The 20,760-nt window shown below is 28.2% G+C and carries 28 protein-coding genes; 2 read left to right on the forward strand and 26 right to left on the reverse strand.

The window, feature by feature from the left end; translation table 11 throughout:
- Genes AC5SL4_RS03225 through AC5SL4_RS03245 form a run of 5 tightly spaced genes read right to left on the reverse strand, consistent with a single transcriptional unit; the run spans position 1 to position 2,343 of the window.
- Complete coding sequence (locus AC5SL4_RS03225; RefSeq protein WP_494587585.1) at positions 1-378, reverse strand: MerR family transcriptional regulator; 378 nt, start codon at positions 376-378, stop codon at positions 1-3.
- Positions 368-670 (reverse strand): HU family DNA-binding protein, encoded by a 303-nt coding sequence (locus AC5SL4_RS03230; RefSeq protein ID WP_018414148.1) that lies wholly within the window; start codon positions 668-670, stop codon positions 368-370. The genes AC5SL4_RS03225 and AC5SL4_RS03230 overlap by 11 nt, the downstream gene beginning before the upstream one ends.
- A complete protein-coding gene (plsX, locus tag AC5SL4_RS03235) occupies positions 670-1,671 on the reverse strand; it encodes a phosphate acyltransferase PlsX (RefSeq protein ID WP_494587586.1) in 1,002 nt (333 codons plus the stop codon). The genes AC5SL4_RS03230 and plsX overlap by 1 nt, the downstream gene beginning before the upstream one ends.
- 14 nt (positions 1,672-1,685) lie before the next feature.
- Positions 1,686-1,868, reverse strand: a complete 183-nt coding sequence (gene rpmF, locus AC5SL4_RS03240; protein ID WP_011282128.1) for a 50S ribosomal protein L32 — start codon at positions 1,866-1,868, stop codon at positions 1,686-1,688.
- Positions 1,869-1,875: 7 nt separating this feature from the next.
- Positions 1,876-2,343, reverse strand: a complete 468-nt coding sequence (locus tag AC5SL4_RS03245; RefSeq protein ID WP_006996887.1) for a ubiquinol-cytochrome C chaperone family protein — start codon at positions 2,341-2,343, stop codon at positions 1,876-1,878.
- Between AC5SL4_RS03245 and bamE the strand changes: the two genes are divergently transcribed.
- A complete protein-coding gene (gene bamE, locus AC5SL4_RS03250; protein WP_494587587.1) occupies positions 2,342-2,806 on the forward strand; it encodes an outer membrane protein assembly factor BamE domain-containing protein in 465 nt (154 codons plus the stop codon). The genes AC5SL4_RS03245 and bamE overlap by 2 nt on opposite strands.
- A gap of 7 nt (positions 2,807-2,813) precedes the next feature.
- On the opposite strand, the gene AC5SL4_RS03255 is transcribed toward bamE, so the two are convergent.
- The 11 genes from AC5SL4_RS03255 to AC5SL4_RS03305 all read right to left on the reverse strand — a co-directional run bounded on the left by AC5SL4_RS03255 (position 2,814) and on the right by AC5SL4_RS03305 (position 12,356).
- Entirely contained in the window at positions 2,814-4,919 is a 2,106-nt protein-coding gene (locus AC5SL4_RS03255) for a sodium-translocating pyrophosphatase (protein ID WP_494587588.1), read from the reverse strand.
- A gap of 86 nt (positions 4,920-5,005) precedes the next feature.
- Positions 5,006-5,965: a thiamine-phosphate kinase gene (gene thiL, locus AC5SL4_RS03260; RefSeq protein ID WP_271564668.1), complete on the reverse strand. Its 960-nt coding sequence runs from the start codon at positions 5,963-5,965 to the stop codon at positions 5,006-5,008.
- On the reverse strand, positions 5,958-6,362 hold the full coding sequence (locus tag AC5SL4_RS03265) for a transcription antitermination factor NusB (RefSeq protein ID WP_011282132.1): 405 nt from the start codon (positions 6,360-6,362) through the stop codon (positions 5,958-5,960). The genes thiL and AC5SL4_RS03265 overlap by 8 nt, the downstream gene beginning before the upstream one ends.
- Before the next feature lie 2 nt (positions 6,363-6,364).
- A complete protein-coding gene (gene ribH, locus AC5SL4_RS03270) occupies positions 6,365-6,751 on the reverse strand; it encodes a 6,7-dimethyl-8-ribityllumazine synthase (protein WP_006996882.1) in 387 nt (128 codons plus the stop codon).
- Positions 6,751-7,851 carry a 3,4-dihydroxy-2-butanone-4-phosphate synthase gene (ribB, locus tag AC5SL4_RS03275; protein WP_006996881.1) on the reverse strand — a complete coding sequence of 367 codons (1,101 nt, stop codon included), beginning with the start codon at positions 7,849-7,851 and terminating at the stop codon, positions 6,751-6,753. The genes ribH and ribB overlap by 1 nt, the downstream gene beginning before the upstream one ends.
- Positions 7,838-8,431, reverse strand: a complete 594-nt coding sequence (locus AC5SL4_RS03280) for a riboflavin synthase (RefSeq protein WP_494587589.1) — start codon at positions 8,429-8,431, stop codon at positions 7,838-7,840. The genes ribB and AC5SL4_RS03280 overlap by 14 nt, the downstream gene beginning before the upstream one ends.
- Positions 8,432-8,435: 4 nt before the next feature.
- A complete protein-coding gene (ribD, locus tag AC5SL4_RS03285; RefSeq protein ID WP_494587590.1) occupies positions 8,436-9,536 on the reverse strand; it encodes a bifunctional diaminohydroxyphosphoribosylaminopyrimidine deaminase/5-amino-6-(5-phosphoribosylamino)uracil reductase RibD in 1,101 nt (366 codons plus the stop codon).
- On the reverse strand, positions 9,517-9,975 hold the full coding sequence (nrdR, locus tag AC5SL4_RS03290) for a transcriptional regulator NrdR (protein ID WP_006996878.1): 459 nt from the start codon (positions 9,973-9,975) through the stop codon (positions 9,517-9,519). The genes ribD and nrdR overlap by 20 nt, the downstream gene beginning before the upstream one ends.
- Positions 9,975-11,285 carry a serine hydroxymethyltransferase gene (gene glyA, locus AC5SL4_RS03295; RefSeq protein ID WP_494587591.1) on the reverse strand — a complete coding sequence of 437 codons (1,311 nt, stop codon included), beginning with the start codon at positions 11,283-11,285 and terminating at the stop codon, positions 9,975-9,977. The genes nrdR and glyA overlap by 1 nt, the downstream gene beginning before the upstream one ends.
- A 2-nt stretch (positions 11,286-11,287) precedes the next feature.
- On the reverse strand, positions 11,288-11,713 hold the full coding sequence (rpiB, locus tag AC5SL4_RS03300) for a ribose 5-phosphate isomerase B (protein ID WP_271726250.1): 426 nt from the start codon (positions 11,711-11,713) through the stop codon (positions 11,288-11,290).
- A 1-nt stretch (position 11,714) separates the two neighbouring features.
- The gene (locus AC5SL4_RS03305; protein ID WP_494587593.1) at positions 11,715-12,356 is read right to left on the reverse strand and encodes an aspartyl/asparaginyl beta-hydroxylase domain-containing protein; all 642 of its coding nucleotides are present in this window, start codon (positions 12,354-12,356) and stop codon (positions 11,715-11,717) included.
- Between the two features lie 72 nt (positions 12,357-12,428).
- On the opposite strand from AC5SL4_RS03305, the gene hemB reads away from it, so the two are divergent.
- Positions 12,429-13,418: a porphobilinogen synthase gene (gene hemB / locus AC5SL4_RS03310; RefSeq protein WP_020169453.1), complete on the forward strand. Its 990-nt coding sequence runs from the start codon at positions 12,429-12,431 to the stop codon at positions 13,416-13,418.
- On the opposite strand, the gene recO is transcribed toward hemB, so the two are convergent.
- The 10 genes from recO to dapA are packed head-to-tail and all read right to left on the reverse strand — an operon-like array spanning position 13,419 to position 20,747.
- On the reverse strand, positions 13,419-14,099 hold the full coding sequence (gene recO, locus AC5SL4_RS03315; RefSeq protein ID WP_494587594.1) for a DNA repair protein RecO: 681 nt from the start codon (positions 14,097-14,099) through the stop codon (positions 13,419-13,421).
- On the reverse strand, positions 14,096-14,764 hold the full coding sequence (rnc, locus tag AC5SL4_RS03320) for a ribonuclease III (RefSeq protein WP_494587595.1): 669 nt from the start codon (positions 14,762-14,764) through the stop codon (positions 14,096-14,098). Before rnc ends, recO begins: the two co-directional genes overlap by 4 nt.
- Positions 14,764-15,498 carry a signal peptidase I gene (gene lepB, locus AC5SL4_RS03325; protein ID WP_271480930.1) on the reverse strand — a complete coding sequence of 245 codons (735 nt, stop codon included), beginning with the start codon at positions 15,496-15,498 and terminating at the stop codon, positions 14,764-14,766. Before lepB ends, rnc begins: the two co-directional genes overlap by 1 nt.
- A complete protein-coding gene (gene acpS, locus AC5SL4_RS03330) occupies positions 15,495-15,881 on the reverse strand; it encodes a holo-ACP synthase (protein ID WP_494587596.1) in 387 nt (128 codons plus the stop codon). The genes lepB and acpS overlap by 4 nt, the downstream gene beginning before the upstream one ends.
- A gap of 2 nt (positions 15,882-15,883) precedes the next feature.
- Entirely contained in the window at positions 15,884-16,603 is a 720-nt protein-coding gene (locus tag AC5SL4_RS03335) for a pyridoxine 5'-phosphate synthase (protein ID WP_271626737.1), read from the reverse strand.
- Positions 16,600-17,187, reverse strand: coding sequence for an orotate phosphoribosyltransferase (gene pyrE / locus AC5SL4_RS03340; RefSeq protein ID WP_494587597.1), 588 nt, complete (start codon positions 17,185-17,187; stop codon positions 16,600-16,602). Before pyrE ends, AC5SL4_RS03335 begins: the two co-directional genes overlap by 4 nt.
- Positions 17,144-18,889, reverse strand: a complete 1,746-nt coding sequence (locus AC5SL4_RS03345) for a bifunctional (p)ppGpp synthetase/guanosine-3',5'-bis(diphosphate) 3'-pyrophosphohydrolase (protein WP_006996867.1) — start codon at positions 18,887-18,889, stop codon at positions 17,144-17,146. Before AC5SL4_RS03345 ends, pyrE begins: the two co-directional genes overlap by 44 nt.
- A 19-nt stretch (positions 18,890-18,908) precedes the next feature.
- Positions 18,909-19,430 carry a 2-amino-4-hydroxy-6-hydroxymethyldihydropteridine diphosphokinase gene (folK, locus tag AC5SL4_RS03350; RefSeq protein ID WP_006996866.1) on the reverse strand — a complete coding sequence of 174 codons (522 nt, stop codon included), beginning with the start codon at positions 19,428-19,430 and terminating at the stop codon, positions 18,909-18,911.
- Complete coding sequence (smpB, locus tag AC5SL4_RS03355) at positions 19,396-19,866, reverse strand: SsrA-binding protein SmpB (protein WP_020169462.1); 471 nt, start codon at positions 19,864-19,866, stop codon at positions 19,396-19,398. The genes folK and smpB overlap by 35 nt, the downstream gene beginning before the upstream one ends.
- Positions 19,866-20,747 (reverse strand): 4-hydroxy-tetrahydrodipicolinate synthase, encoded by an 882-nt coding sequence (gene dapA, locus AC5SL4_RS03360; RefSeq protein ID WP_271626739.1) that lies wholly within the window; start codon positions 20,745-20,747, stop codon positions 19,866-19,868. The genes smpB and dapA overlap by 1 nt, the downstream gene beginning before the upstream one ends.
- Positions 20,748-20,760 lie beyond the last annotated feature (13 nt).

A 20,760-nucleotide genomic window follows, 5' to 3' on the forward strand; every position in this document is an offset into this window, starting at 1 on the left:
TTATTTTAAACTTTTTATTTTTTTTATTAAATCAGAAATCTTCTTAAGTTTATTTTTTAAATTATAATCAGCATTTATAGAATTATTTGGTAATTCGTCAAGTTTTAATGATTTATCAGAATTAAGAACTTTTTTAACACCAATAATTGTCATTCCTTGATCTTTGAGTAGATATTTAACTTTTTTTAAAACCTCAATAGTATCATTATTATAATATCTTCTATTACCATTTAAAATTTTTGGCTTAATTTGCTTAAATTCCTTCTCCCAAAATCGAATAGTATGAGTACTCAAGGTTCCTTTTTTTTTGTTTACAAGACCAAGAATTTTAGCAACCTCACCTATTGACTTATAAGCATCACTATTTTTATGAATCATTCTTAGAATTTACCAAATCTTTAAATTCCTTAGAAGCTTTAAATAAAACAACATCTCTATTAGATATAGTTGTTTGTTCTTTTGTTTTGGGATTTCGTCCAATTCTACTTTTTTTTGCCCTTATAGAAAAAGTACCAAATTTAGAGAGCTTTAATTTTTTTTCTATTTTTAAATTGTCCACTATTGTAATTAGAAAATCATCAATTAAATTTTCAGATATATTTTTTGAAAAACCAATTTGCATATAAATTGAATTTATAAGATCTTTTTTTGTTAAGTTAGTTCTTTTCATTAACTTATGTTGTTTCTTATTTTTTCTATTAAATTTCCAGTGACAATTCTAGTGCAAACACTTAATGAGTTTGAAAAACCTATATAATCTGTTCCACCATGGCTTTTAATAACAGGAGAATCTAAACCTATGAAAATTGCACCATTATAAAGTCTTGGATCTAATCTTTCTTTAAATTTTTTTAAATTTGAAATATTTAGTAAAGATGAAATTTTACCAATAATATTACCTGTCATGGCTTTCTTTAATTCACTGGTAATAAAATTTGCAGTACCTTCGGCTGTCTTCAAAGCAATATTCCCAGTAAATCCATCTGCAACGATAACATTTACATCGCCATTCATTAACTGATTACCTTCTATATAACCCTTAAAATCAAAGTCAGTGTTATTTCTTTGATTTAATTGTTGGTAAGTTTCTTTGATAGTCTCATTACCTTTAATTTCTTCAGACCCTATATTTAATAAAGCAACTTTAGCGGTATCATCAGGATATAACGATTTAAATAACGAAGATCCCATTATAGAAAAATCAATTAAATTTTTTGGACTACATTCGATATTAGCTCCTAAATCTAACACTACACTCATATTCTTTTTATTTGGCCATAAAGCAGAAAGAGCTGGTTTATCAATGTTTTCAATCATCTTTAGATTAAGTTTTGAAATAACAAGTAATGCTCCAGTGTTACCGGCAGAAATAACTATGTCAGATTTTTTTTCTTTAACACTTTGTATGGCTAACCACATACTAGTATTTTTTCCTCTTTTAGCTCCTTCTAAAGGACTATCAGTTCCTTTAACCAAATCTTTGGTGTGAATTATTTCAAATGAAGATGTGGGTAATTGATTGATATAATTTTGGATTTTTTCCTTATCACCAAAAATTTGATAAAAAGTATTAGTGTTACTTTTATAATGATGATTAATTCCATCAATAATTTTTTTTGGTGAATTATCTCCACCCATTGCATCAACTGCAATTTTTATTATTTTGCTCATTTAATTTTGGACTTTTATTCCTTAGGATCTAAAACTTGTCTACCTCTATACATGCCTGTTTTTAGATCTAAGTGATGAGGTAATCTGTATTCTCCAGATTTCTTGTCCTCAACAATATTGGTAGATTTGAACTTCATATTCTGAGCTCTTCTCATTCCAGTTCTTGACGGTGATTGTTTTCGTTTAGGTACAGCCATAATAAAATTAGTGCTTAACTACACCTTTTATATAAGAATTTAAAGTATTATTTTTTAAATTTAACCTATAATTTTCAAAATAATTAACCAAATACTCAATATTAGATGAATTATCTAAAAAATTTACCAAAATAGAGTTTCTAGATTCTATATCTAATTCATCCCAACTGTGAATTTTGTCGATCATTCCATAGAATAAGTTTAGGTAATCTTTCATTTTTTTATTAATTGATTGATCACCATAACCAATTTCCCTGATGCTTAATTCTACTTGTCTGAAGGTAAAATCATAAATCTCTTGTAGTATTTTTTTATCATTATTTTCCTTATAAACTTTCAAAAAGAAAGCAAAATGAAGTAAAAAGAATATTAATCTATCAGAAAAAGTGTCTTGGTTTTTAAAATCTTTATACAAATCTTTATTTCTAGTTAATTGAACTAAATTGTTGTAAATATTTATATAGTTTTTATCCATGAGAAAATTATTTGTATTTATTATAATATCATTATTTATTTCAGCTTGTACTTTAAAAAAAGTTGAAAAACACCACGGTGTTCATTTTTTAAATAAAAAACAAGAAAAACTTACTGTTAATCAGTCAAATAAAAACGATATTTTAAAATTATTAGGTTCACCATCAACTAAAAGTACTTTTGACAATGATTTATGGATTTATATTGAAAGAAAAACAGATAATTCATCTCTTACAAAATTTGGCAGTGAAAGTATTATTGTAAACAATGTTCTATTATTAGAAATCAACAGTATGGGTCTTCTAGAAACGAAAGAGTTTCTAGATCTCACTAATATGCAAGAATTGAAATTCGCAGAACAAACCACTGAAAATCAATACAAGAAAAACACATTTGTATACGACTTTCTATCCAGTATGAGACAGAAAATTAACGACCCCTTAGGTAAAAGAAAAAGAAATTAATCTTTTCTTAGCCAGCAATTACAGCTAACAATAATAAAGCTACAATATTAGTAATCTTAATCATTGGGTTTACAGCAGGACCAGCAGTATCTTTGTACGGGTCTCCAACAGTGTCACCAGTTACAGCAGCTTTGTGTGCTTCAGAACCTTTTCCACCGTGATTTCCGTCTTCAATATACTTTTTTGCATTATCCCAAGCACCACCACCCGCAGTCATTGAAACAGCTACAAATAAACCTGTAATAATTACACCTAACAACATTGCACCTACTGCAGCTAAAGCAGCAACTTGACCACCTATAGCTAGTATTACAAAGTATAAAACAATAGGAGAAAGAACTGGCAATAATGAAGGTATAATCATTTCTCTAATTGCAGCTAAAGTTAATAAATCTACTAATTTAGCATAATCAGGTTTTTGTTTACCCTTCATGATACCTGGATATTTTTTAAATTGTCTTCTTACTTCGACAACCACTGCACCACCTGCTCTACCAACGGCTTGCATACCCATTGATCCAAATAAATATGGAAGCATTCCACCAATTAATAACCCAACCACAACGTAAGGATTCGATAAATCAAAAGTTACAACAATTCCTTCAAGCTTTGAACCTGCTACACCTGAAAAGTGTTTGATATCCTCAACATAAGCTGCAAATAATACTAGAGCACCTAAACCTGCTGAACCTATAGCATAACCTTTAGTAACAGCTTTAGTCGTATTACCTACTGCATCTAATGCATCAGTAGTTTTTCTAACACTATTTGGTAATTTAGCCATTTCAGCAATACCGCCAGCATTATCTGTTACAGGACCATAAGCATCAAGAGCAACAACCATACCTGCTAATGCAAGCATTGTAGTTACTGAAATAGCGATACCATAAAGACCAGCGATTGAATTTGTTGCTAATATACCGGCAACAATAATTAAAGCTGGTACAGCAGTGGCTTCCATAGAAACAGCTAAGCCTTGGATAACGTTTGTTCCATGACCAGTTGTAGAAGATTTAGCAATACTTCTTACTGGTCTGTATTCAGTACCAGTGTAGTATTCAGTAATCCAAATTAATAGTCCAGTAATAACTAAACCAATTATTCCACAGTAATACAAACTCATACCAGTAAAACTTTTACCATTAACAGTATATTCGCTTGCAAATCCGATTACATAATCAGTAACAGGGTATAAAATTATTAATGAAGAAACAGCAGAAACTACAAACCCTTTATATAAAGCGTTCATAACATTTTTACTTTTTCCAAGTTTAACAAAGAAAGTTCCTAAGATTGATGTTAAAATACAAGCCCCACCAATAGTTAGAGGATAGATCATCATATTTATATCACCATAGAAAAATATCGAAGAAAGAACCATTGTTGCAACAATTGTTACAGCGTAAGTTTCAAATAAGTCTGCTGCCATACCAGCACAATCACCAACGTTATCTCCAACATTGTCAGCAATTACAGCTGGATTTCTAGGATCATCTTCTGGAATACCTGCTTCAACTTTACCAACTAAGTCAGCACCAACATCAGCACCTTTTGTAAAAATTCCACCACCTAATCTTGCAAAAATTGATATTAAAGAAGCACCAAAACCTAATGCAACTAATGCATTAACAACTTCTCTGTCATCAATACCTGCTTTTAATAAAAAATAGTAATAAACAGCGATTGCAAGTAAAGCTAATCCAGCAACTAACATTCCAGTTACAGCACCTGATTTAAATGCAACAGCAAGACCGCTTGCTAAACCTTTTCTTGATGCTTCTGCAGTTCTAACGTTAGCTTGAACAGAAACTAACATTCCAACATAACCGGCTATACCTGATAATGTAGCACCAATAAAATAACCTAAACCAACTAATGGACTGAACACAAAGCAAATAATAACTAAAACAACAACTCCAACCACGGCAATTGTTTTATATTGTCTTGCTAAATAAGCCTTAGCACCAATTTGAATTGCTGATGCTATTTCTTGCATCTTGGCATTTCCAGCACTTGAGTTAAGGATATTCATTCCTGTAAAAAAACCATAAACGATTGAAAGAGATCCAGCTGCTATGGTAAATAATAATATTGTTTCTATTAGTGAGTTCATTTTGCCTTTGGTTGTTTGGTTGTTAAATTTTATAGTTTAAAGTCCGGACAATACAAAAAAAGCAATAAAAGGCAATATTTAACTTTTCAAAACTTATGAAAATAACCTTTATTTTTAAGGGTAATTTGCCGATTTTCATCATCTACAATGGATGATTTTTTAACATGGCTTTGAATTGTGCCAATTTTAGTTAGCTTAACTCTACAATTAGTAGCTATTTTTCTTATGATTCTCATCTTATTTTTAGAAGCTGTAAATAAGACCTGATAATCATCACCATTAGAAATGTAATTAATCTTAGATAGTTTTTTAAGAGCAAGTATCTTCTTTAGGTTACTTGAAATTGGAATATCTTTTAAAAAAATTTTATAAGATAATTTCTGATTATTAATCATTTTATCAAGGTCCGCTATAAGTCCATCAGATATATCAATTGAAGTATTGGCAAACTTTTTAATTTGATCAATTAATTTTAATTGAATATTTGGCATAAAATATTGATTAGTAAAATATTTTTTTAATCTTGAATTAAGCTTAATTTTATTTTTTAAAACTAATAGCCCTAAATAGCTGTCTCCTATATTTCCAGAGACATATACATCATCATAAAGTTTAGCTTTGTTTCTATAGATAATATTATCGGCAAAACCTATTGAAGTAATTGTAAAACTTAACTTGTTAGAAAAAACTGTATCTCCACCACTTAAAAATATTTTATATTTATTTTGTTCTTGATTAAGTGATTTGCTGATTTTTGATAAATTTAATTTAGAAAAACTTTTTTTATTACCAGAACCAGAAATAAAATAATATTTTGGTTTAATACCTTTGCATATTAAATCTGAAATTGATGATCTAATTATTTTTTTAATGACAAGATCAGGTCTTTTAAAGTCTATGAAATGATTGCCTTTTGTATATGTATCAACAGATACTGCTAATTTATTTTTTTTATCAAAAAAAACATCATCATTCAAATTTAAGGCACTTGGTGATTTTTTAGAAAGTTTTTGAAAATAATTTTTTATTAATTCAAATTCATGCATTAGTGGTTCTTATTTTTTTAGCTATTTTGTCTAATATTGCATTTAAATATTTAGTTTGACCATCTTCTAAAAAAAAGTTTGATGCATCAAGATATTCTTTAATAATTATTTTAGAAGAAACTTTAGGTTTGTATAAAAACTCAAATATAGCAGATTTTACTATCACTTGAAAAACCTGATCTAAATTAGTTAACTCTAAGTCCTCACTTAGATATTTTTTAACCTCTTCTTTAATAACTTCATCTCTTTCAATGGTACCTAAAACAACATCCTTAATGAATTTTTTAAATCTATGTTTGGGAAAAGTTAAGTCTGTGTCATCATTAAAAAAATTTCCATATAATTTTTGGATAATAATTACCCTCGGACTTTGATTGGGATTATATGGAGTTCTCATTGTTATTGAGATAGAACAGATATTACAGCTTGAGCTGCTTCTCTACCCTTTTTCTTCCTAGCTATAGCTTGACGCATATTAAGACAGGTAATAATTCCATTACCAATGGGTTTTTTGCTATCTACAGAAAGTTTCATTATTGCATCAGTTGAAGAATGAGAAATAAAATCAAAATGAGGTGTTTGGCCTTTAATAACACAACCAAGAGCTAAAAAAGCATCATATTTTTTAATATTCTTTGAAATCGTGACTGGTATTTCAAAAACACCAGGAACATTAATAATTTTTATTAAACTAGATTTGGGTAATATGCTCTTTGCACTACTTAGTAAACCCTTTGATATATCTTTATAATAATCAGCAATAACTATTAAATATTTTCTTTTCATTAAATAATTTCCTGTTTAGTAATCTTTATATCATAACCTTCCAAACCAATAACTTTTTTAAGAGACTTAGTAATTAATATCATATTTTTAATCTTTAAATCTTTAATTATTTGAGCACCAATACCATAATTTCTTATAAGCTTATCATTTCCTTTTTTATAGAAATTTTTGTTTTTATAATCCTTAAGTGTTTGTGTAACAGATTTTAAATTTGTATCTTTTATAAAAACTAAAACACAGTTATTAAATTTCTTAAAATAATTTAAAGTTTTATCAAATGAATTTGGTAATTGTTGATTGATTAAATAATTTTGAACTACGTTAGAAGAAATTACTCTAACTCTTGGTATTATCCCTTTTTTAATATTTCCTTTAATCAAAGCAAAATGCTCAGATCCATCTAAAAGGTTTTCATAAATTCGAATTTTATATTTTTGATTTTTTACTTTAATATCTGATTGTTTTTTAAGTTTAATTAATTTTTCTTTTTTTAAACGATAAGCAATAAGATCTTCGATTTTACCTATCTTTAAATTATGTTTGTTTGCAAAATCGAATAAATCTTGGCCTTTTGCCATTGTCCCATCCTCATTCATTATTTCACAAATAACTGCAGAGTTATTTTTTTTTGCAAGTTTTGAAATATCAACAGAGGCTTCTGTGTGACCAGCTCTTACTAAAACGCCGCCGTCTTTCGCAATAATTGGAAAAACATGTCCAGGTGAAACTATGTCTTTCTTATTTGCATTTTTTTTTGAAGCAATTTTAATTGTCTTTGCTCTATCTTTTGCTGAGATACCTGTTGTTATTCCTTTTTTTGCTTCAATAGAAATTGTAAATGCAGTTTTATTCCTTGATTGATTTATTGGTGACATCAAAGATAAATTTAATCGCTTTGCTTGTACACTATCTAGCGCCAGACAAATTAATCCACGACCATATTTTGCCATAAAATTTATATTTTTAGCACTTGAGTCAGTGGTTGATATTATTAAGTCTCCTTCGTTTTCTCTTTTCTCATCATCAACTAAGATGAACATACCACCCTTCTTTGCGATATTTATTATACTTTCAATGGATGCATAATTATTTTTTTTCATTAAAATAATTTCTAACGTATTTAGATAAGATATCTATCTCTATATTAACTAGACTGCCTTTTTTTAACGAAGATAAATTAGTTAGCTTAAAGGTGTGTGGAATAACCCAAACTTGAAAACCTTTTTTGGTTACTTTGGAAATTGTTAAAGAAATTCCATTTATACATATAGAGGCTTTATCAATTAAATTTGCTCGTTCTTTTTTAAGAATTTCAAAATCAAATAAATATGATTTATCAATTTTTTTAATGCTCTGTATTTTACCTACCGCATCGATGTGGCCTTGGCAAATATGTCCTGATATTTTTTGGCCAAATTTTAAAGGAAGTTCAAGATTTATTTTATCATTTATTTTTAGGAATTTAAATTTTGATCTTTGTATAGTTTCATCAGAAAGATAAAATTCCATTATCTGATTTTTAATATCGATTAATGTTAAACAAACACCATCACAAGCAACTGATACGCCCAAATCTTTACGTGTTAATTTTAAATCAGCTTTTACAAAAATATTAATACCTTTTGATCTTTTTTCAAATTTAGTAATTAAACCTTGATTAAAAATTATTCCATTAAACATAATATTATTTGTAAAGTGTAATTACATCTTTGCCTAATTTTTTATTAATTTTCAATTTATTTTTATAATTTTTCTTTAGTTCTTTAAGAAAACCAAACTCTTTATGATTAACTAACTTTGATAAACTTTTACTACATTTGTATAAATAAAATTCATTAAATAATTTTTTTTTAATAATGTGTTTAGAAAGATCATTTCCCCCTTCAACTAATAAATTCCTACAGCCAAGGACATAGAGTTTCATTAAAATTGATTTAATATCAAAGCTATTTTTATCTAATTTACTTTTGATTAAAGTTATACCTTTTTTTTTTAACATTAATTTCACCTCAGCTTTGGCGTTATGATAAAAAATTATAGTATTGTCTTTATTTGCTGTTTTAAAAATATATGAATTCTTTTTAATTTCTAAGTTTCTATCTAAAATTATTCTTTTAGGAGAAAATTTACTCAAACCTTCTAGTCTGCAATTGAGTTTTGGGTCATCTTTATTTAAAGTTTTGGAGGAAATCATTAACGAGTCATTTTTATATCTAAGAAAATGTGTAAATTTATCAGTATGAATATCTGAAATTCTTTTAGTATCTTTGCTATATATCAAATTATTTTTAGAAATTGCAATTTTACCAGTAACATAAGGAAGGTTTTTTTTTCTATTAAAAAAATAAGGTGCATAAAATTTATTAATTTGTTTTTTGAGTAAATCTTTTTTTACTAAAATATTTTTTGACTTAAGAATTTTTAAAGTTTTACCTTTAACTTTTTTATCAATATCTTCAACTCCATAGACAACTTCTTTAATTTTATTTTTAATTATAATATTTGTGCATGGAGGAGTTTTTCCATAATGACTACATGGTTCAAGGGTGACATACATTTTTGAGCCTTCTATATTTTCATGTGAATTTTTAATGGCATTAAATTCTGCATGAGGTGTACCTTTAAAACCTGTTTGACCAATTGAAAGTATTTTATTATTTTTGACAATCACACAACCTACAGAAGGATTAATTCCAGTTAGTCCATGACGAGCTTTTGCCAAATTCAAGGCAAGCTCCATAAAAATTTTATCTTTAATTGAAAATTTATCTTTTTTTGTAGACATCTAATTTGTCCACGAATTGCACAAAGTCTTTTTCTTCTCTAAAATTTCTATAAACAGATGCAAATCTAACGTATGCAACAGGATCAAGATCTTTCAAACCTTCCATAACCATTGTGCCAATTGTATTTGATGAAATTTCACTTTGACCAAGTTCTTCTAAAGCTCTTGAAGTTCGACTAATAAATTTTTCTGCAGTTTCGGTATCAATAGGTCTTTTCTTTAAGGCTATATAAATTGATTTAGAAAGTTTATCTCTATCAAACGATGATTTTCTTCCATTCTTTTTGACTACCATTATTTCTCTAAATTGTACTCTTTCGAAAGTTGTGAATCTAGCTCCACACACACAAAGTCTTCTTCTTCTTATAGCTGTTCCATCTTCTGTAGGTCTAGAATCTACTACTGATGTTTCACCTTTTTTACAAATTGAACAAATCATTATTTTAAATTTTTATAGATTGGAAAGTTAGATGTAAGATCTATAACTTCATTTCTAACCTCTTCTTCAATTTTACTGTTATCCTCAGGGTTTTTAGACAAACCTTTTACAACTTTGGTAATTAATTCTCCTACTTTCTCAAATTCTTTTAAACCAAAGCCTCTAGTTGTTGCAGCTTGAGTTCCAAGTCTTATCCCAGAAGTAATCATTGGCTTTTCAGAATCAAAAGGTATTCCATTTTTGTTACAGGTAATATTAGCATTTGAAAGGCTTTCAGCAGCGGCATTACCCTTAACATTGAAAGGTCTTAGATCAACTAACATTAAGTGTGTATCAGTTCCACCAGAATAAATTTTAAAACCATTATTCTTAAGTGTCTCAGATAAAATTTTGGCATTTGCCAAAACTGATTTGATATAATCTTTAAAATCTGGTCTTAAAGCTTCCAAAAACCCAGCAGCCTTTCCAGCGATGACATGCATCAACGGTCCACCTTGATAACCAGGGAATACTGCAGTGTTAAATTTTTTTGCCAGGTCTTCATAATTAGTTAAAATAATTCCACCTCTAGCACTTCTGAAAACTTTATGAGTTGTTGAAGTAACTACGTGTGCGTGTTCACATGGGTTAGGATAACCTTTACCAGCAACTAAACCTGAAAAATGAGCCATATCAACCATCAAATATGCCCCTACTTTATCAGCAATCTCTCTAAATCTTTTAAAGTCAATTACTCTAGAGTAAGCGCTACCACCACAAATTATAAGTTTTGGTTTATGTTCTAATGCAAGTTTTTCGACATTATCATAATCAATAAGTTCTGACTCTTTATCAACGTCATACCCTATAGGATTAAACCATTTACCTGACATTGATATTTTTAATCCATGAGTAATATGTCCACCAGAATTTAAACTCATTCCCATAAACGTATCACCAGGATTTAATAGTGCCAAAAATACAGCACCATTTGCTTGAGCCCCAGAATGTGGTTGGGCATTTGCAAATTTGCAATCAAAAAGTTTCTTTAATCTCTCTATGGCTAAATTTTCAGCAACATCAACATGCTCACATCCATTATAGTATCTTTTTCCAGGATATCCTTCTGCATATTTATTTGTTAATACAGAGCCTTGAGCCTCTAAAACAGCTTGAGAAACTATATTTTCAGAAGCAATTAATTCTATATGTTGTTGTTGTCTTTTTAGCTCATCACTTATGGCTTTATGTAATTCTGGATCAGTTACAGATAAGCTGTCTTCAAAAAAGCTTTTATAATTTTCATTTAAATAGTTTTTTTCACTAGACATAATTAAATCTTTTTAATTCTTTTTGCGTGTCTTCCACCTTCAAACTTTGTATTTAAAAAAACGCTTACACAATTTATAGCAGTTTTTTTAGTAAGAAGTCTTGAACCTAATGTAATGATATTTGCATCGTTATGCAATCTTGATAATTTAGTTGATTTCAAATTAAAACACTGAGCGGCGCGTATATTTTTATGTCTATTTGCAGCAATATTCATTCCCATCCCAGAGCCACATACGAGTATGCCTGCATGATTATTGTTTGTTTTAACCTTTTTAGCAACTTTATGAGCATAGTCTGGATAGTCAACACTTTCACTATTGAATGGACCTAAGTCTGTATAGTTAATTTTCTTTTTATCTAAATGAAGTTTAATTAATTCTTTTAATTTATAACCAGCGTGATCAGAGGATAAAAATATTTTTTTCAATTTAATTAAACTTATAATCTAAAACACAGGCTACCAAGTGAACTCTGTTTTCTTCACCACCATTAAAGGCATTATGGTATTTTACATTATTAGTTACCCACACTGAGCCATCAGCAGGCATATGTTTTGCAACATTATCAATAACCATTAAGCAACCAGGGTTTGTAATTATAGGTATATGTAACCTTGGCTCTGGATCTCTATGCCAACTCAATGTTGATCTTGGCTCCTTAAGTAAAATTCTAACTCTACCTAATTTGTATTTTGAAGAAAGTGCATCAAATACTTCCTTGAAATAAGTGTTTTCATAGTCTGGTATAAATTCAGAGTATGCAGCCTCATCTATTGAAACATCTCTAGTAACTTCTTTTCCTGATTTGTCTGGTTTTGTCCAGTAAGAGCCTCTAGCATTGCTTCCTTTAATAGAATCTGGATCTCCAGGAATTTGTGTTAAACAAATAGCCCCAAAGTGAGCAATACCACCGCCATCATCAAATTTTCTTGTTTGAACAATTTGGTTATAAGCTTCTTGGAGTTTATTAATATCAAATTTAATATCTTGTTTTTGAAAATCACTAAAATCTAAAACTTTTTGATCTTTTTTTAGATTTAAGTCAATTATGTTTTTGTTGTCTAAGCTCATGCAGTTGTTTTCTACCTTTTTTAATATATATTTGTATAATACATTTGTCGCATTTTAAAAGCAGATTTAAACATGATTACAGGAAATTACCCAAATTTAAGACTTAGACGTAGTCGTAAAAATGATTGGTCTAGAAGATTAGTTCAAGAAAATAGCCTGTCATCTAGCGATTTTATATTACCTATATTTTTGATTGATGGAAAAAATATAAAACAATCCATTAAAACAATGCCTGATGTTTATAGATACACAATAGATAAACTTGGAATTATTGTTGATAGAGCAATCAAAAGCAAAATACCTATGGTTGCATTGTTCCCTTATACAAATAAAACAAAAAAAAATGAAATTGGAACTGAGGCATTGAATGAAGACAATCTTGTTTGTAAGGCCATTCGATATATTAAAAAAAGATATAAAAATGAAATTGGTATTATGTGTGATGTAGCTTTAGATCCTTATACCTCACATGGTCATGATGGTTTAATAAAATCAGGCTACGTGTTAAATGATGAAACTATTGAAGTATTAATAAATCAATCATTGTTACAAGCAGAAATTGGCTGTGATATTCTGGCTCCCTCAGACATGATGGATGGAAGAATAGGTAAAATAAGAAAAGCTTTAGATAAGGAGGGTCATGAAATGGTTCAACTACTTTCTTATGCAGTAAAATATGCTTCAAGTTTTTATGGTCCATTCAGAGATGCAGTTGGTTCTAAAGGTTTGTTAAAGGGTGATAAGAAAAATTATCAAATGGACTTTAGAAATAGCAATGAGGCAATAAGAGAAGTGGCGTTAGATATTAAAGAAGGAGCTGATATGGTTATGGTTAAACCCGGTATGCCCTATCTTGATATAATTAAAACAGTTAAAGATAATTTTAAAATTCCTGTTCTTGCTTACCAAGTATCAGGTGAATACTCACTATTAAGTAATAGTATCAAAAAAGGTCTAATAGATAAAAACTCAGTGTTAGAGAGCTTGATTGCTTTTAAAAGAGCCGGAGCAAACGCTATAGTAAGCTATTACGCAGATAGAATTGAAGATTTAATAAAATAACTATTTTAAAAGATTAATAAAATGAGTTCTAGAAGTAGGAAGATTTAAATTATTTGGTTTTAGAATACTTTTTTCAAGGTAATCACTAACAAGCTTGAGACCTTTAAGTAAATTATTTAAATTAACATCCATATCATTTTCATCTATTAAAAAATTTGGAATACTTTTTTTTTCAGTTGAGGATTTAACGTAATAATTGACTTCACTATCAACAATTACTTTTTCAGCCATAGTTTTTAATTCCAAATCATATCCCAATAATTTTAAAAGTTCTAACTCCCAGAAAATATATTTTTGAATCCAATTTTCAGAGTTTAATATTTCAAAAAATTTATTAATTAATTTAAAAATTTCTTTATTAGATTGTGCTTCAGCAGTAAGAAGTTTTATAAGGTGCATTGCCGATGTAATGCATGATAGTTTCTGATTTTCATCAAAATAGAGTGGTGTTAAAGCTTTTAAAATCTCTATTTTGAAATAACCAATTCTAGTAACACTTTTAGAATTATAGTTTACATAAATCTTATTACCAATTTGCAAGTAGTTTTTGATTTTTTTTGAAGTTCCACCAAAAATTATCCCTGAGATTTTTCCATGGTTTTCTGTAAAGACCTCAGCGATTATTGAATTTTCACTATATTTATTTTTAGAAACTAAATAAGCGCTATCGTCCCAATTCATTTTTTAAAAATATCCTCTAAACATAAAGAAGCAGCATTCTGTTCTGCATCTTTTTTAGAAGTTCCTTCTGCTGTAAAAAATTTAGTATTTTTTAATTTAACGGCAACCTTAAAAAGAGGTTTATGTCGGGGCCCTGTATTTGAGATTAGTTTATAAATAGGCAAAACTTTGAAAATTTTAAGTGAATATTCTTGTAGTTTTGTCTTAGCATCAATTTGAGTTATAACACTCGCTGTAATATGTTCGCTCCATAAATTAAGAATAAATTTTTCAGTAAAATTTAAACCTTTATCGAGATATATCGCTCCGATTAAAGCCTCTAAACAGTCTGCTACAATTTTATCTTCAATTTCAATTTTTTTATTCTTGGGGTTTAAAACTAAAATATATTTCTCTAATTCTATTTTTTTTGCAATTTCTAAACATTTTTTTTTATTTACTAATGAAGCAAATTTTTTATCTAACACCCCTTCTTTTTCTTCAGGATAAAGTTCTAGTAATTTTTTTGCAATAATAAGACCTAAAACTCTATCCCCTAAGAATTCAATCTTTTCATTGTTGTTTATTGAATCAAAACTTTTATGCGTTAAACTCTTAATAAAAATCTTTTGATCAGAAAACTTTAACTTTAATTTTTTTTCTAATTTTATGGGGTTAGTTTTCATTAAATAATTTTCTTAAAAAACCTATCGAATCTAATTGTCTTATGCCATTTCCAAAAAGAAAAAATATTTCCAATTCTAAAATCAGATGAAAAAAAAATAAATTGAGCTTTACCGACTAAATTATCTTCATGTACATATCCAACACTAGTCAAATATCTACTATCTTTAGAACAGTCTCTATTATCGCCTAAAAAAAAGTAGTGTTGAGGCGGAACTATAAAGTTATCTGAACTTTGAAAACTATAACTTTTTAAATATACACTGTTATGTGTTTTTCCATTTGGAAGCTTTTCCTCAAATGTATTAACATCTATTGTTTGATTTCCACAATAAATTTTATCATTTTGGGAAATTCTAGATTTTAATATTTGATTATTATTTACGAATAAATCGCCGTTAATAAATTGAATATTGTCTCCTGGGAGACCAATTAATCTTTTAATATAATCAGTTCTGTTGTCAGCTGGTGTTTTAAAAACAATAATATCTCCAACCTTAGGTTTGTTATAAAATAGTCTTCCATTTATTATTGGTGGACTAAAAGGAAAAGAATGCTTGCTATAACCATAAGAATATTTCGTAACAAACAATCTATCACCAATTAATAACGTTGGTTCCATTGATGATGAGGGAATATAAAAAGGTTGAATAAAAAGAGATCTAATAACAATAGCTATAACTAAAGCATAAAAAATTGTTTTAATATTATCGATTATAACTTTTTTTGATATCATTTTTTTTGTAAAATCACGTAGGCTACAGAATATTTTTTTTCATCTGAAATTGACAGAAAGAAATTAAAGGAAGATATTTTAAATCGCTTTTTAACAATTTTTTTTATTTTGTCTGTGACAACAAATGAGGGTTTACCTAACTTATCGTTAATTACACTTATATCCTTGAAATTCAAATTCTCTCTAAAACCAGTTCCAATTGCTTTAGAAAATGCTTCTTTAGCAGCAAATCTTTTGGAATAAAAAGATTTTTTATTGTTTATTTTTTTTGCTGACAATATTTCTGAACTAGAAAAAACTCTTTTAATAAAATTAACATTTTTTAAATATTTATGTATTCTAATATTTTCTACTATATCAACACCAATACCAAGAATTTTCATATTTATTTATTGGTTATTTTTTTAAAAATTTTAATGGTTTTTTTTAAACCATGAGTAAGTGACTCACCAATTATAAAATGACCAATATTAAATTCCGTAATTTCTTTAATTTTACTTAGTATAGAGGTAGTTTTGTAGTCAAGACCATGACCTGCATGAACTTCGATACCAAGTTTAACGCCCAGTTCTGAACATTTTTTTATTTTTAAATATTCATTTTTATAACTTTTATTTTCTTTTATTAAATTTGAAATTTTTCCTGTATGCAGCTCAACACAAGTAGTATTTAATTCTTTTGCAATTTTAATATCTTTTAAGTTTGGGTCAATAAATAGACTTGTTCTAATATTCTTCTTATTAAATAATGATATTATAGATTTAATTTTTTTCTTATTTTTAATTAAATTTAATCCACCTTCTGTTGTCACCTCTTTTCTTTTTTCGGGAACTATGCAAATAAAATTAGGTCTATTCTTTAATGCTATATCAATTATTTCTTTATTGAGTGAAATTTCTAAATTGGTAATTATTTTTCTACTTTTGCAAATTTTAACAACATCAGAATCTTTTATATGTCTTCTGTCTTCTCTTAAATGAATAGTAACCGAATGTGCTCCACATTTAATTACATGTTTGGCAATAGTAAATGGGTCAGGATGAAAAGATCCTCTTGCATTTCTTACTGTAGCAACATGATCAATATTAACTCCTAGTCTTTTCATTTAATAAATCTACTTCCAGGTACTGTAATTGGAGTATTTTTAAGACTTTCAGGTAATTTATTATTCTTAAATGTTGGAACATCTATCTTCATATGTGAGATAATATTTTTTTTTATTTTTAATGAATTCTTAGTTGATCTGTCAATAATTGAAGCAAAACCAATAAGTTTTGCACCAGGTTTTGTTATCAATTTAACACACTCTAAACTCGATTTACCAGTTGTTATAACGTCTTCGATTATTAAAACTTTTGATCCTTTTTTTATATGAAAACCTCGTCTTAAAGCAAATTTACCATTAACTCTTTCACAAAAAATTGTTTCTTTTTTTAAAATTTTACCAATTTCATAACCAATAATAACTCCACCCATTGCCGGAGCTAAAATCAAATCTATAGATTTAAACTTTTTTTTAATTTTTTTTGCTAATGAATTGCAAATATCTTTTGCTAAATGTGGAAAACTTAAAAGTTTGGCACATTGAATATATTTAGGTGAATGCAAACCTGATGAAAGAACAAAATGACCTTCTAAAAGAGCATTAGTTTTTTTTAAAATATTTAAAGATTTTTTGTGTGAAAGCATTTCTTTTTTCCTCATGTCTAATGATTTTAAATTTAATATCTTTTTGTTTTAGCTCACTGATAAAATTTGTAAAGTTTTTCAAGTCTCTAATAATAAGGTTAAATCTGAAGTTAATATAATCTTTTGTTTTTTCTTTCATCTCTACACTGGATATATTCAGTTTATGAGAGCCTAATGATGTGGTTATTTCACCAAGTTTACCAGGTTGATCTGGGAGAGAAATCCAAAGTGTTGTATTGTATTTTTTTATTCTTTCCTCTTTTTGTTCACCTTTAGAATGCCAGTATCTTCTAATAGCAGCTCTTGCTTTTCCAGTTTTTGTAATTGGTATCCAATGCAATGATGGTGATTTATTTTTAGAGGTTATGATTTCAACTACGTCACCGTTATAAAGTATGTTTTGTAATTCACTGTCATTACCGTTAATTTTACAAGATATTGCATGATCGCCAACTTTTGTATGAACAGCATATGCAAAATCTATTGGTGTTGCATCTTTTGGTAATTTGATAACTAAGCCTTTTGGTGTAAAGCAAAAAACATTTTCTTGAAACATTTGTAGTTTTGTATACTCAAAAAAATGTTCAGGGTTTTCATTTTTACCAATAATTTCCACAAGGTCAGCTAACCAGTCATATTCTTTCCATGTTAATGAGTCAAATTTTTCAGATGATTTATATTTCCAATGGGATGCAATACCTCTTTCGGCAAATTCATGCATTGGCATAGTTCTTATTTGAATTTCAATAGGTCTTCTATTTGGACCTATCACAGCTGTGTGCAATGACTGATAATTGTTTATTTTTGGTGATGATATATAATCTTTAAATTTTCCTGGTATACAATTCCAGTGTTGATGAAAAATTCCTAATGCTTTATAGCAATCTTCTCCACTATTAAGAATAACTCTAAATCCAATTATGTCTGTAATTTGCTCTAATGATGTTCTTTTTTTTTGAACTTTTCTCCATATAGAAAATGGAGTTTTTTCTCTTCCAAAAATTTCAGCATTAATCTTATGTTCGTTTAAAAGCTCACTTAATTGTAAAGAAATAGAATTAAAACTATTTACTTTGTCTTCTTTAATTTCGTCTAATCTTTTTTTAATAAGTTCACGTGCTTCATTATTCAAAACTTTAAATGATAAGTCTTCAAGTTCATCTCTAATTCTATGCATGCCCATTCTATCTGCTAAAGGAGCATAAATTTCCATTGTCTCTCTCGCTATACGTTCTTTTTTTTCAACTTTAGATATAGCATCAATAGTTCTCATATTATGTAAACGATCTGCCAGCTTTACAAGTAATACTCTTATGTCTTTTGATGTAGCTAAGATTAATTTTCTAAAATTTTCTGCTTTAGATGATGATGTTGCTTGGTTTTCAAAAACAGAAATTTTGGTTACACCATCTACAAGATTGGCAATCTCTTCACCAAATTCATCTTTAATATTTTCATAAGTTGCGTGAGTATCCTCAATCGTATCATGTAAAAGCCCTGTAACAATAGTAGCACTGTCTAACTCTAGCTCACTAAGTATTGAAGCAACAGCTATAGGGTGATTTGAATAAGGATCACCTGAATCACGTTTTTGATTTTCGTGAGCTTTAACAGCATAATTATATGCTTTACTTAATTTTTCTGGATTTAAAAATTTATTATAAGTTTTAACTTTATTTATTAACTCTTCTGAATTAATCATTTTTAACTATAACACCAATTTATATTTGTTTAATAGATCTTAAATCTTTAATTGATAAAGAATTAATTAAATTTACTATATTAATCTTAGATTCTGGATGCTTCCAACTTCTATTTATCTCAAATAATGGTAGCAATACAAAATTTCTCTTAGTCATCTCTGGATGGGGTATTATTAACTTGTCACTATTTATATTCAAAATTTTTTTATCATAATCAATTATATCAATATCACATGTTCGTGGAGCATTTTTTTTTAGTCTAACCCTGCCTAATTTTAATTCAATATTGTTACAAATCTTTAATAATTCTAAAGGTGTTAAGATTGTCTCGATTTCTATTACAATATTTATGAAACTTGGCATTAAAGGATTTGGCCAAGATTTTGATAAATAGTGAGATGAAACTTTTTTTATCTTAATTTTATTTTTCTTAAGTTCAGACAAGGCTATATGAATGTTGGTAATTTTATTACCTAAATTTGATCCTATTGCTAAGTATGATTGTTTAACTTGATTTTCTAATATGTCTTGCTTTTTCACGATTCCAGTCTCTATTTTTTTTAGTAGCTCTTTTATCAAATTGTTTTTTACCTTTTGCGACTGCTATTTCTATTTTAGCTTTTCCCTTTTTAAAATACATCTTTGTTGGAACAAGTGTAAAGCCATCCCTCTGCATTTTACCAATTAATTTGTTAATTTCCTTTTTGTTTAATAATAATTTTCGTTCATCTGTTGGATTATGATTTGAATAACTGGCTTGCTTAAATGCAGCAATATGAGAGTTAATTAAAACTATTTCACCGTCTTTCTCTACAGCATAAGAGTCTGCAATATTAACTTTTCCATCTCTAATAGATTTAATCTCAGACCCTTTAAGAACTATCCCAGCTTCAATTAAGTCTTCAAAAAAAAAATTAAAACTTGCTTTTCTATTTAAACAAATAATTTTTAAACCAGAATTGGCTTTCTTGTTCATTAGAGTAGATTTGCTGATACTAAAGCTTCTTTAACAATATCTTTGGTTGGGTCTGTAACTTTAACTAAAGGTAATCTAACCTCATCATCACAAAGACCCAGAAGTTTTGCAGCATACTTAACAGGGCTTGGATTGCTTTCTATAAACATTGAGCTGTGAATGGGTTGTAAAATTTTATCTAACCTGATTGCTTCAAGCTTACTTTCATTATTTTCTATTTTTGAGGCTTTTTGAAAATCAGAACATAACTTAGGAGCAATGTTAGCGGTTACACTTATAGAGCCTATCCCACCTCTGTTATTAAATTCTAAAGCGTTATCATCATTACCTGTTAGTTGAACAAAATCAGTTCCCATTTTATCTTTTTGTTGATTAACTCTATCTAGATCACCAGTTGCATCTTTAACGCCAACAATATTTTTCAATTCAAATAATCTAGCCATTGTATCAACAGACATATCAATTACAGATCTTCCAGGAATATTATAAATTATAATTGGTATCCCACATTTATCGTTTATTGCTTTATAATGTTGATATAAACCCTCTTGAGTTGGTTTGTTGTAATATGGAGTTACTACTAGGGCCGCATCTGCTCCCGCTTTTTCTGCATGAGTTGTTAAAGAAATTGCTTCTTTAGTCGAATTAGAACCAGTACCAGCAATAACTATATTTTTTCCATTACTTTCTTTAACACATAAATCTATTACTTTTTGATGTTCATCATGGCTTAATGTTGGCGACTCACCTGTTGTCCCAGCAGGAACTAAGCCGTTTGTACCGTTTGATATTTGAAAATGAATTAGCTTAATATAAGCCTCAACATCTAGCTCATTATTCTTAAATGGGGTTATTAAAGCAACATTTGATCCTTTGAACATAAATACTTATAAC

This window comes from Candidatus Pelagibacter sp. PS_02 (assembly GCF_059418065.1).

What these genes read in the sequence shown, in the direction of transcription:
- AC5SL4_RS03225 (WP_494587585.1), bottom strand. Translation starts at nt 378, where the DNA reads ATGATTCATAAAAATAGTGATGCTTATAAGTCAATAGGTGAGGTTGCT.
- AC5SL4_RS03230 (WP_018414148.1), bottom strand. Translation starts at nt 670, where the DNA reads ATGAAAAGAACTAACTTAACAAAAAAAGATCTTATAAATTCAATTTAT.
- plsX (WP_494587586.1), bottom strand. Translation starts at nt 1,671, where the DNA reads ATGAGCAAAATAATAAAAATTGCAGTTGATGCAATGGGTGGAGATAAT.
- rpmF (WP_011282128.1), bottom strand. Translation starts at nt 1,868, where the DNA reads ATGGCTGTACCTAAACGAAAACAATCACCGTCAAGAACTGGAATGAGA.
- bamE (WP_494587587.1), top strand. Translation starts at nt 2,342, where the DNA reads ATGAGAAAATTATTTGTATTTATTATAATATCATTATTTATTTCAGCT.
- AC5SL4_RS03245 (WP_006996887.1), bottom strand. Translation starts at nt 2,343, where the DNA reads ATGGATAAAAACTATATAAATATTTACAACAATTTAGTTCAATTAACT.
- AC5SL4_RS03255 (WP_494587588.1), bottom strand. Translation starts at nt 4,919, where the DNA reads ATGAACTCACTAATAGAAACAATATTATTATTTACCATAGCAGCTGGA.
- thiL (WP_271564668.1), bottom strand. Translation starts at nt 5,965, where the DNA reads ATGCATGAATTTGAATTAATAAAAAATTATTTTCAAAAACTTTCTAAA.
- AC5SL4_RS03265 (WP_011282132.1), bottom strand. Translation starts at nt 6,362, where the DNA reads ATGAGAACTCCATATAATCCCAATCAAAGTCCGAGGGTAATTATTATC.
- ribH (WP_006996882.1), bottom strand. Translation starts at nt 6,751, where the DNA reads ATGAAAAGAAAATATTTAATAGTTATTGCTGATTATTATAAAGATATA.
- ribB (WP_006996881.1), bottom strand. Translation starts at nt 7,851, where the DNA reads ATGAAAAAAAATAATTATGCATCCATTGAAAGTATAATAAATATCGCA.
- AC5SL4_RS03280 (WP_494587589.1), bottom strand. Translation starts at nt 8,431, where the DNA reads ATGTTTAATGGAATAATTTTTAATCAAGGTTTAATTACTAAATTTGAA.
- ribD (WP_494587590.1), bottom strand. Translation starts at nt 9,536, where the DNA reads ATGTCTACAAAAAAAGATAAATTTTCAATTAAAGATAAAATTTTTATG.
- nrdR (WP_006996878.1), bottom strand. Translation starts at nt 9,975, where the DNA reads ATGATTTGTTCAATTTGTAAAAAAGGTGAAACATCAGTAGTAGATTCT.
- glyA (WP_494587591.1), bottom strand. Translation starts at nt 11,285, where the DNA reads ATGTCTAGTGAAAAAAACTATTTAAATGAAAATTATAAAAGCTTTTTT.
- AC5SL4_RS03305 (WP_494587593.1), bottom strand. Translation starts at nt 12,356, where the DNA reads ATGAGCTTAGACAACAAAAACATAATTGACTTAAATCTAAAAAAAGAT.
- hemB (WP_020169453.1), top strand. Translation starts at nt 12,429, where the DNA reads ATGATTACAGGAAATTACCCAAATTTAAGACTTAGACGTAGTCGTAAA.
- recO (WP_494587594.1), bottom strand. Translation starts at nt 14,099, where the DNA reads ATGAATTGGGACGATAGCGCTTATTTAGTTTCTAAAAATAAATATAGT.
- rnc (WP_494587595.1), bottom strand. Translation starts at nt 14,764, where the DNA reads ATGAAAACTAACCCCATAAAATTAGAAAAAAAATTAAAGTTAAAGTTT.
- lepB (WP_271480930.1), bottom strand. Translation starts at nt 15,498, where the DNA reads ATGATATCAAAAAAAGTTATAATCGATAATATTAAAACAATTTTTTAT.
- acpS (WP_494587596.1), bottom strand. Translation starts at nt 15,881, where the DNA reads ATGAAAATTCTTGGTATTGGTGTTGATATAGTAGAAAATATTAGAATA.
- AC5SL4_RS03335 (WP_271626737.1), bottom strand. Translation starts at nt 16,603, where the DNA reads ATGAAAAGACTAGGAGTTAATATTGATCATGTTGCTACAGTAAGAAAT.
- pyrE (WP_494587597.1), bottom strand. Translation starts at nt 17,187, where the DNA reads ATGCTTTCACACAAAAAATCTTTAAATATTTTAAAAAAAACTAATGCT.
- AC5SL4_RS03345 (WP_006996867.1), bottom strand. Translation starts at nt 18,889, where the DNA reads ATGATTAATTCAGAAGAGTTAATAAATAAAGTTAAAACTTATAATAAA.
- smpB (WP_020169462.1), bottom strand. Translation starts at nt 19,866, where the DNA reads ATGAACAAGAAAGCCAATTCTGGTTTAAAAATTATTTGTTTAAATAGA.
- dapA (WP_271626739.1), bottom strand. Translation starts at nt 20,747, where the DNA reads ATGTTCAAAGGATCAAATGTTGCTTTAATAACCCCATTTAAGAATAAT.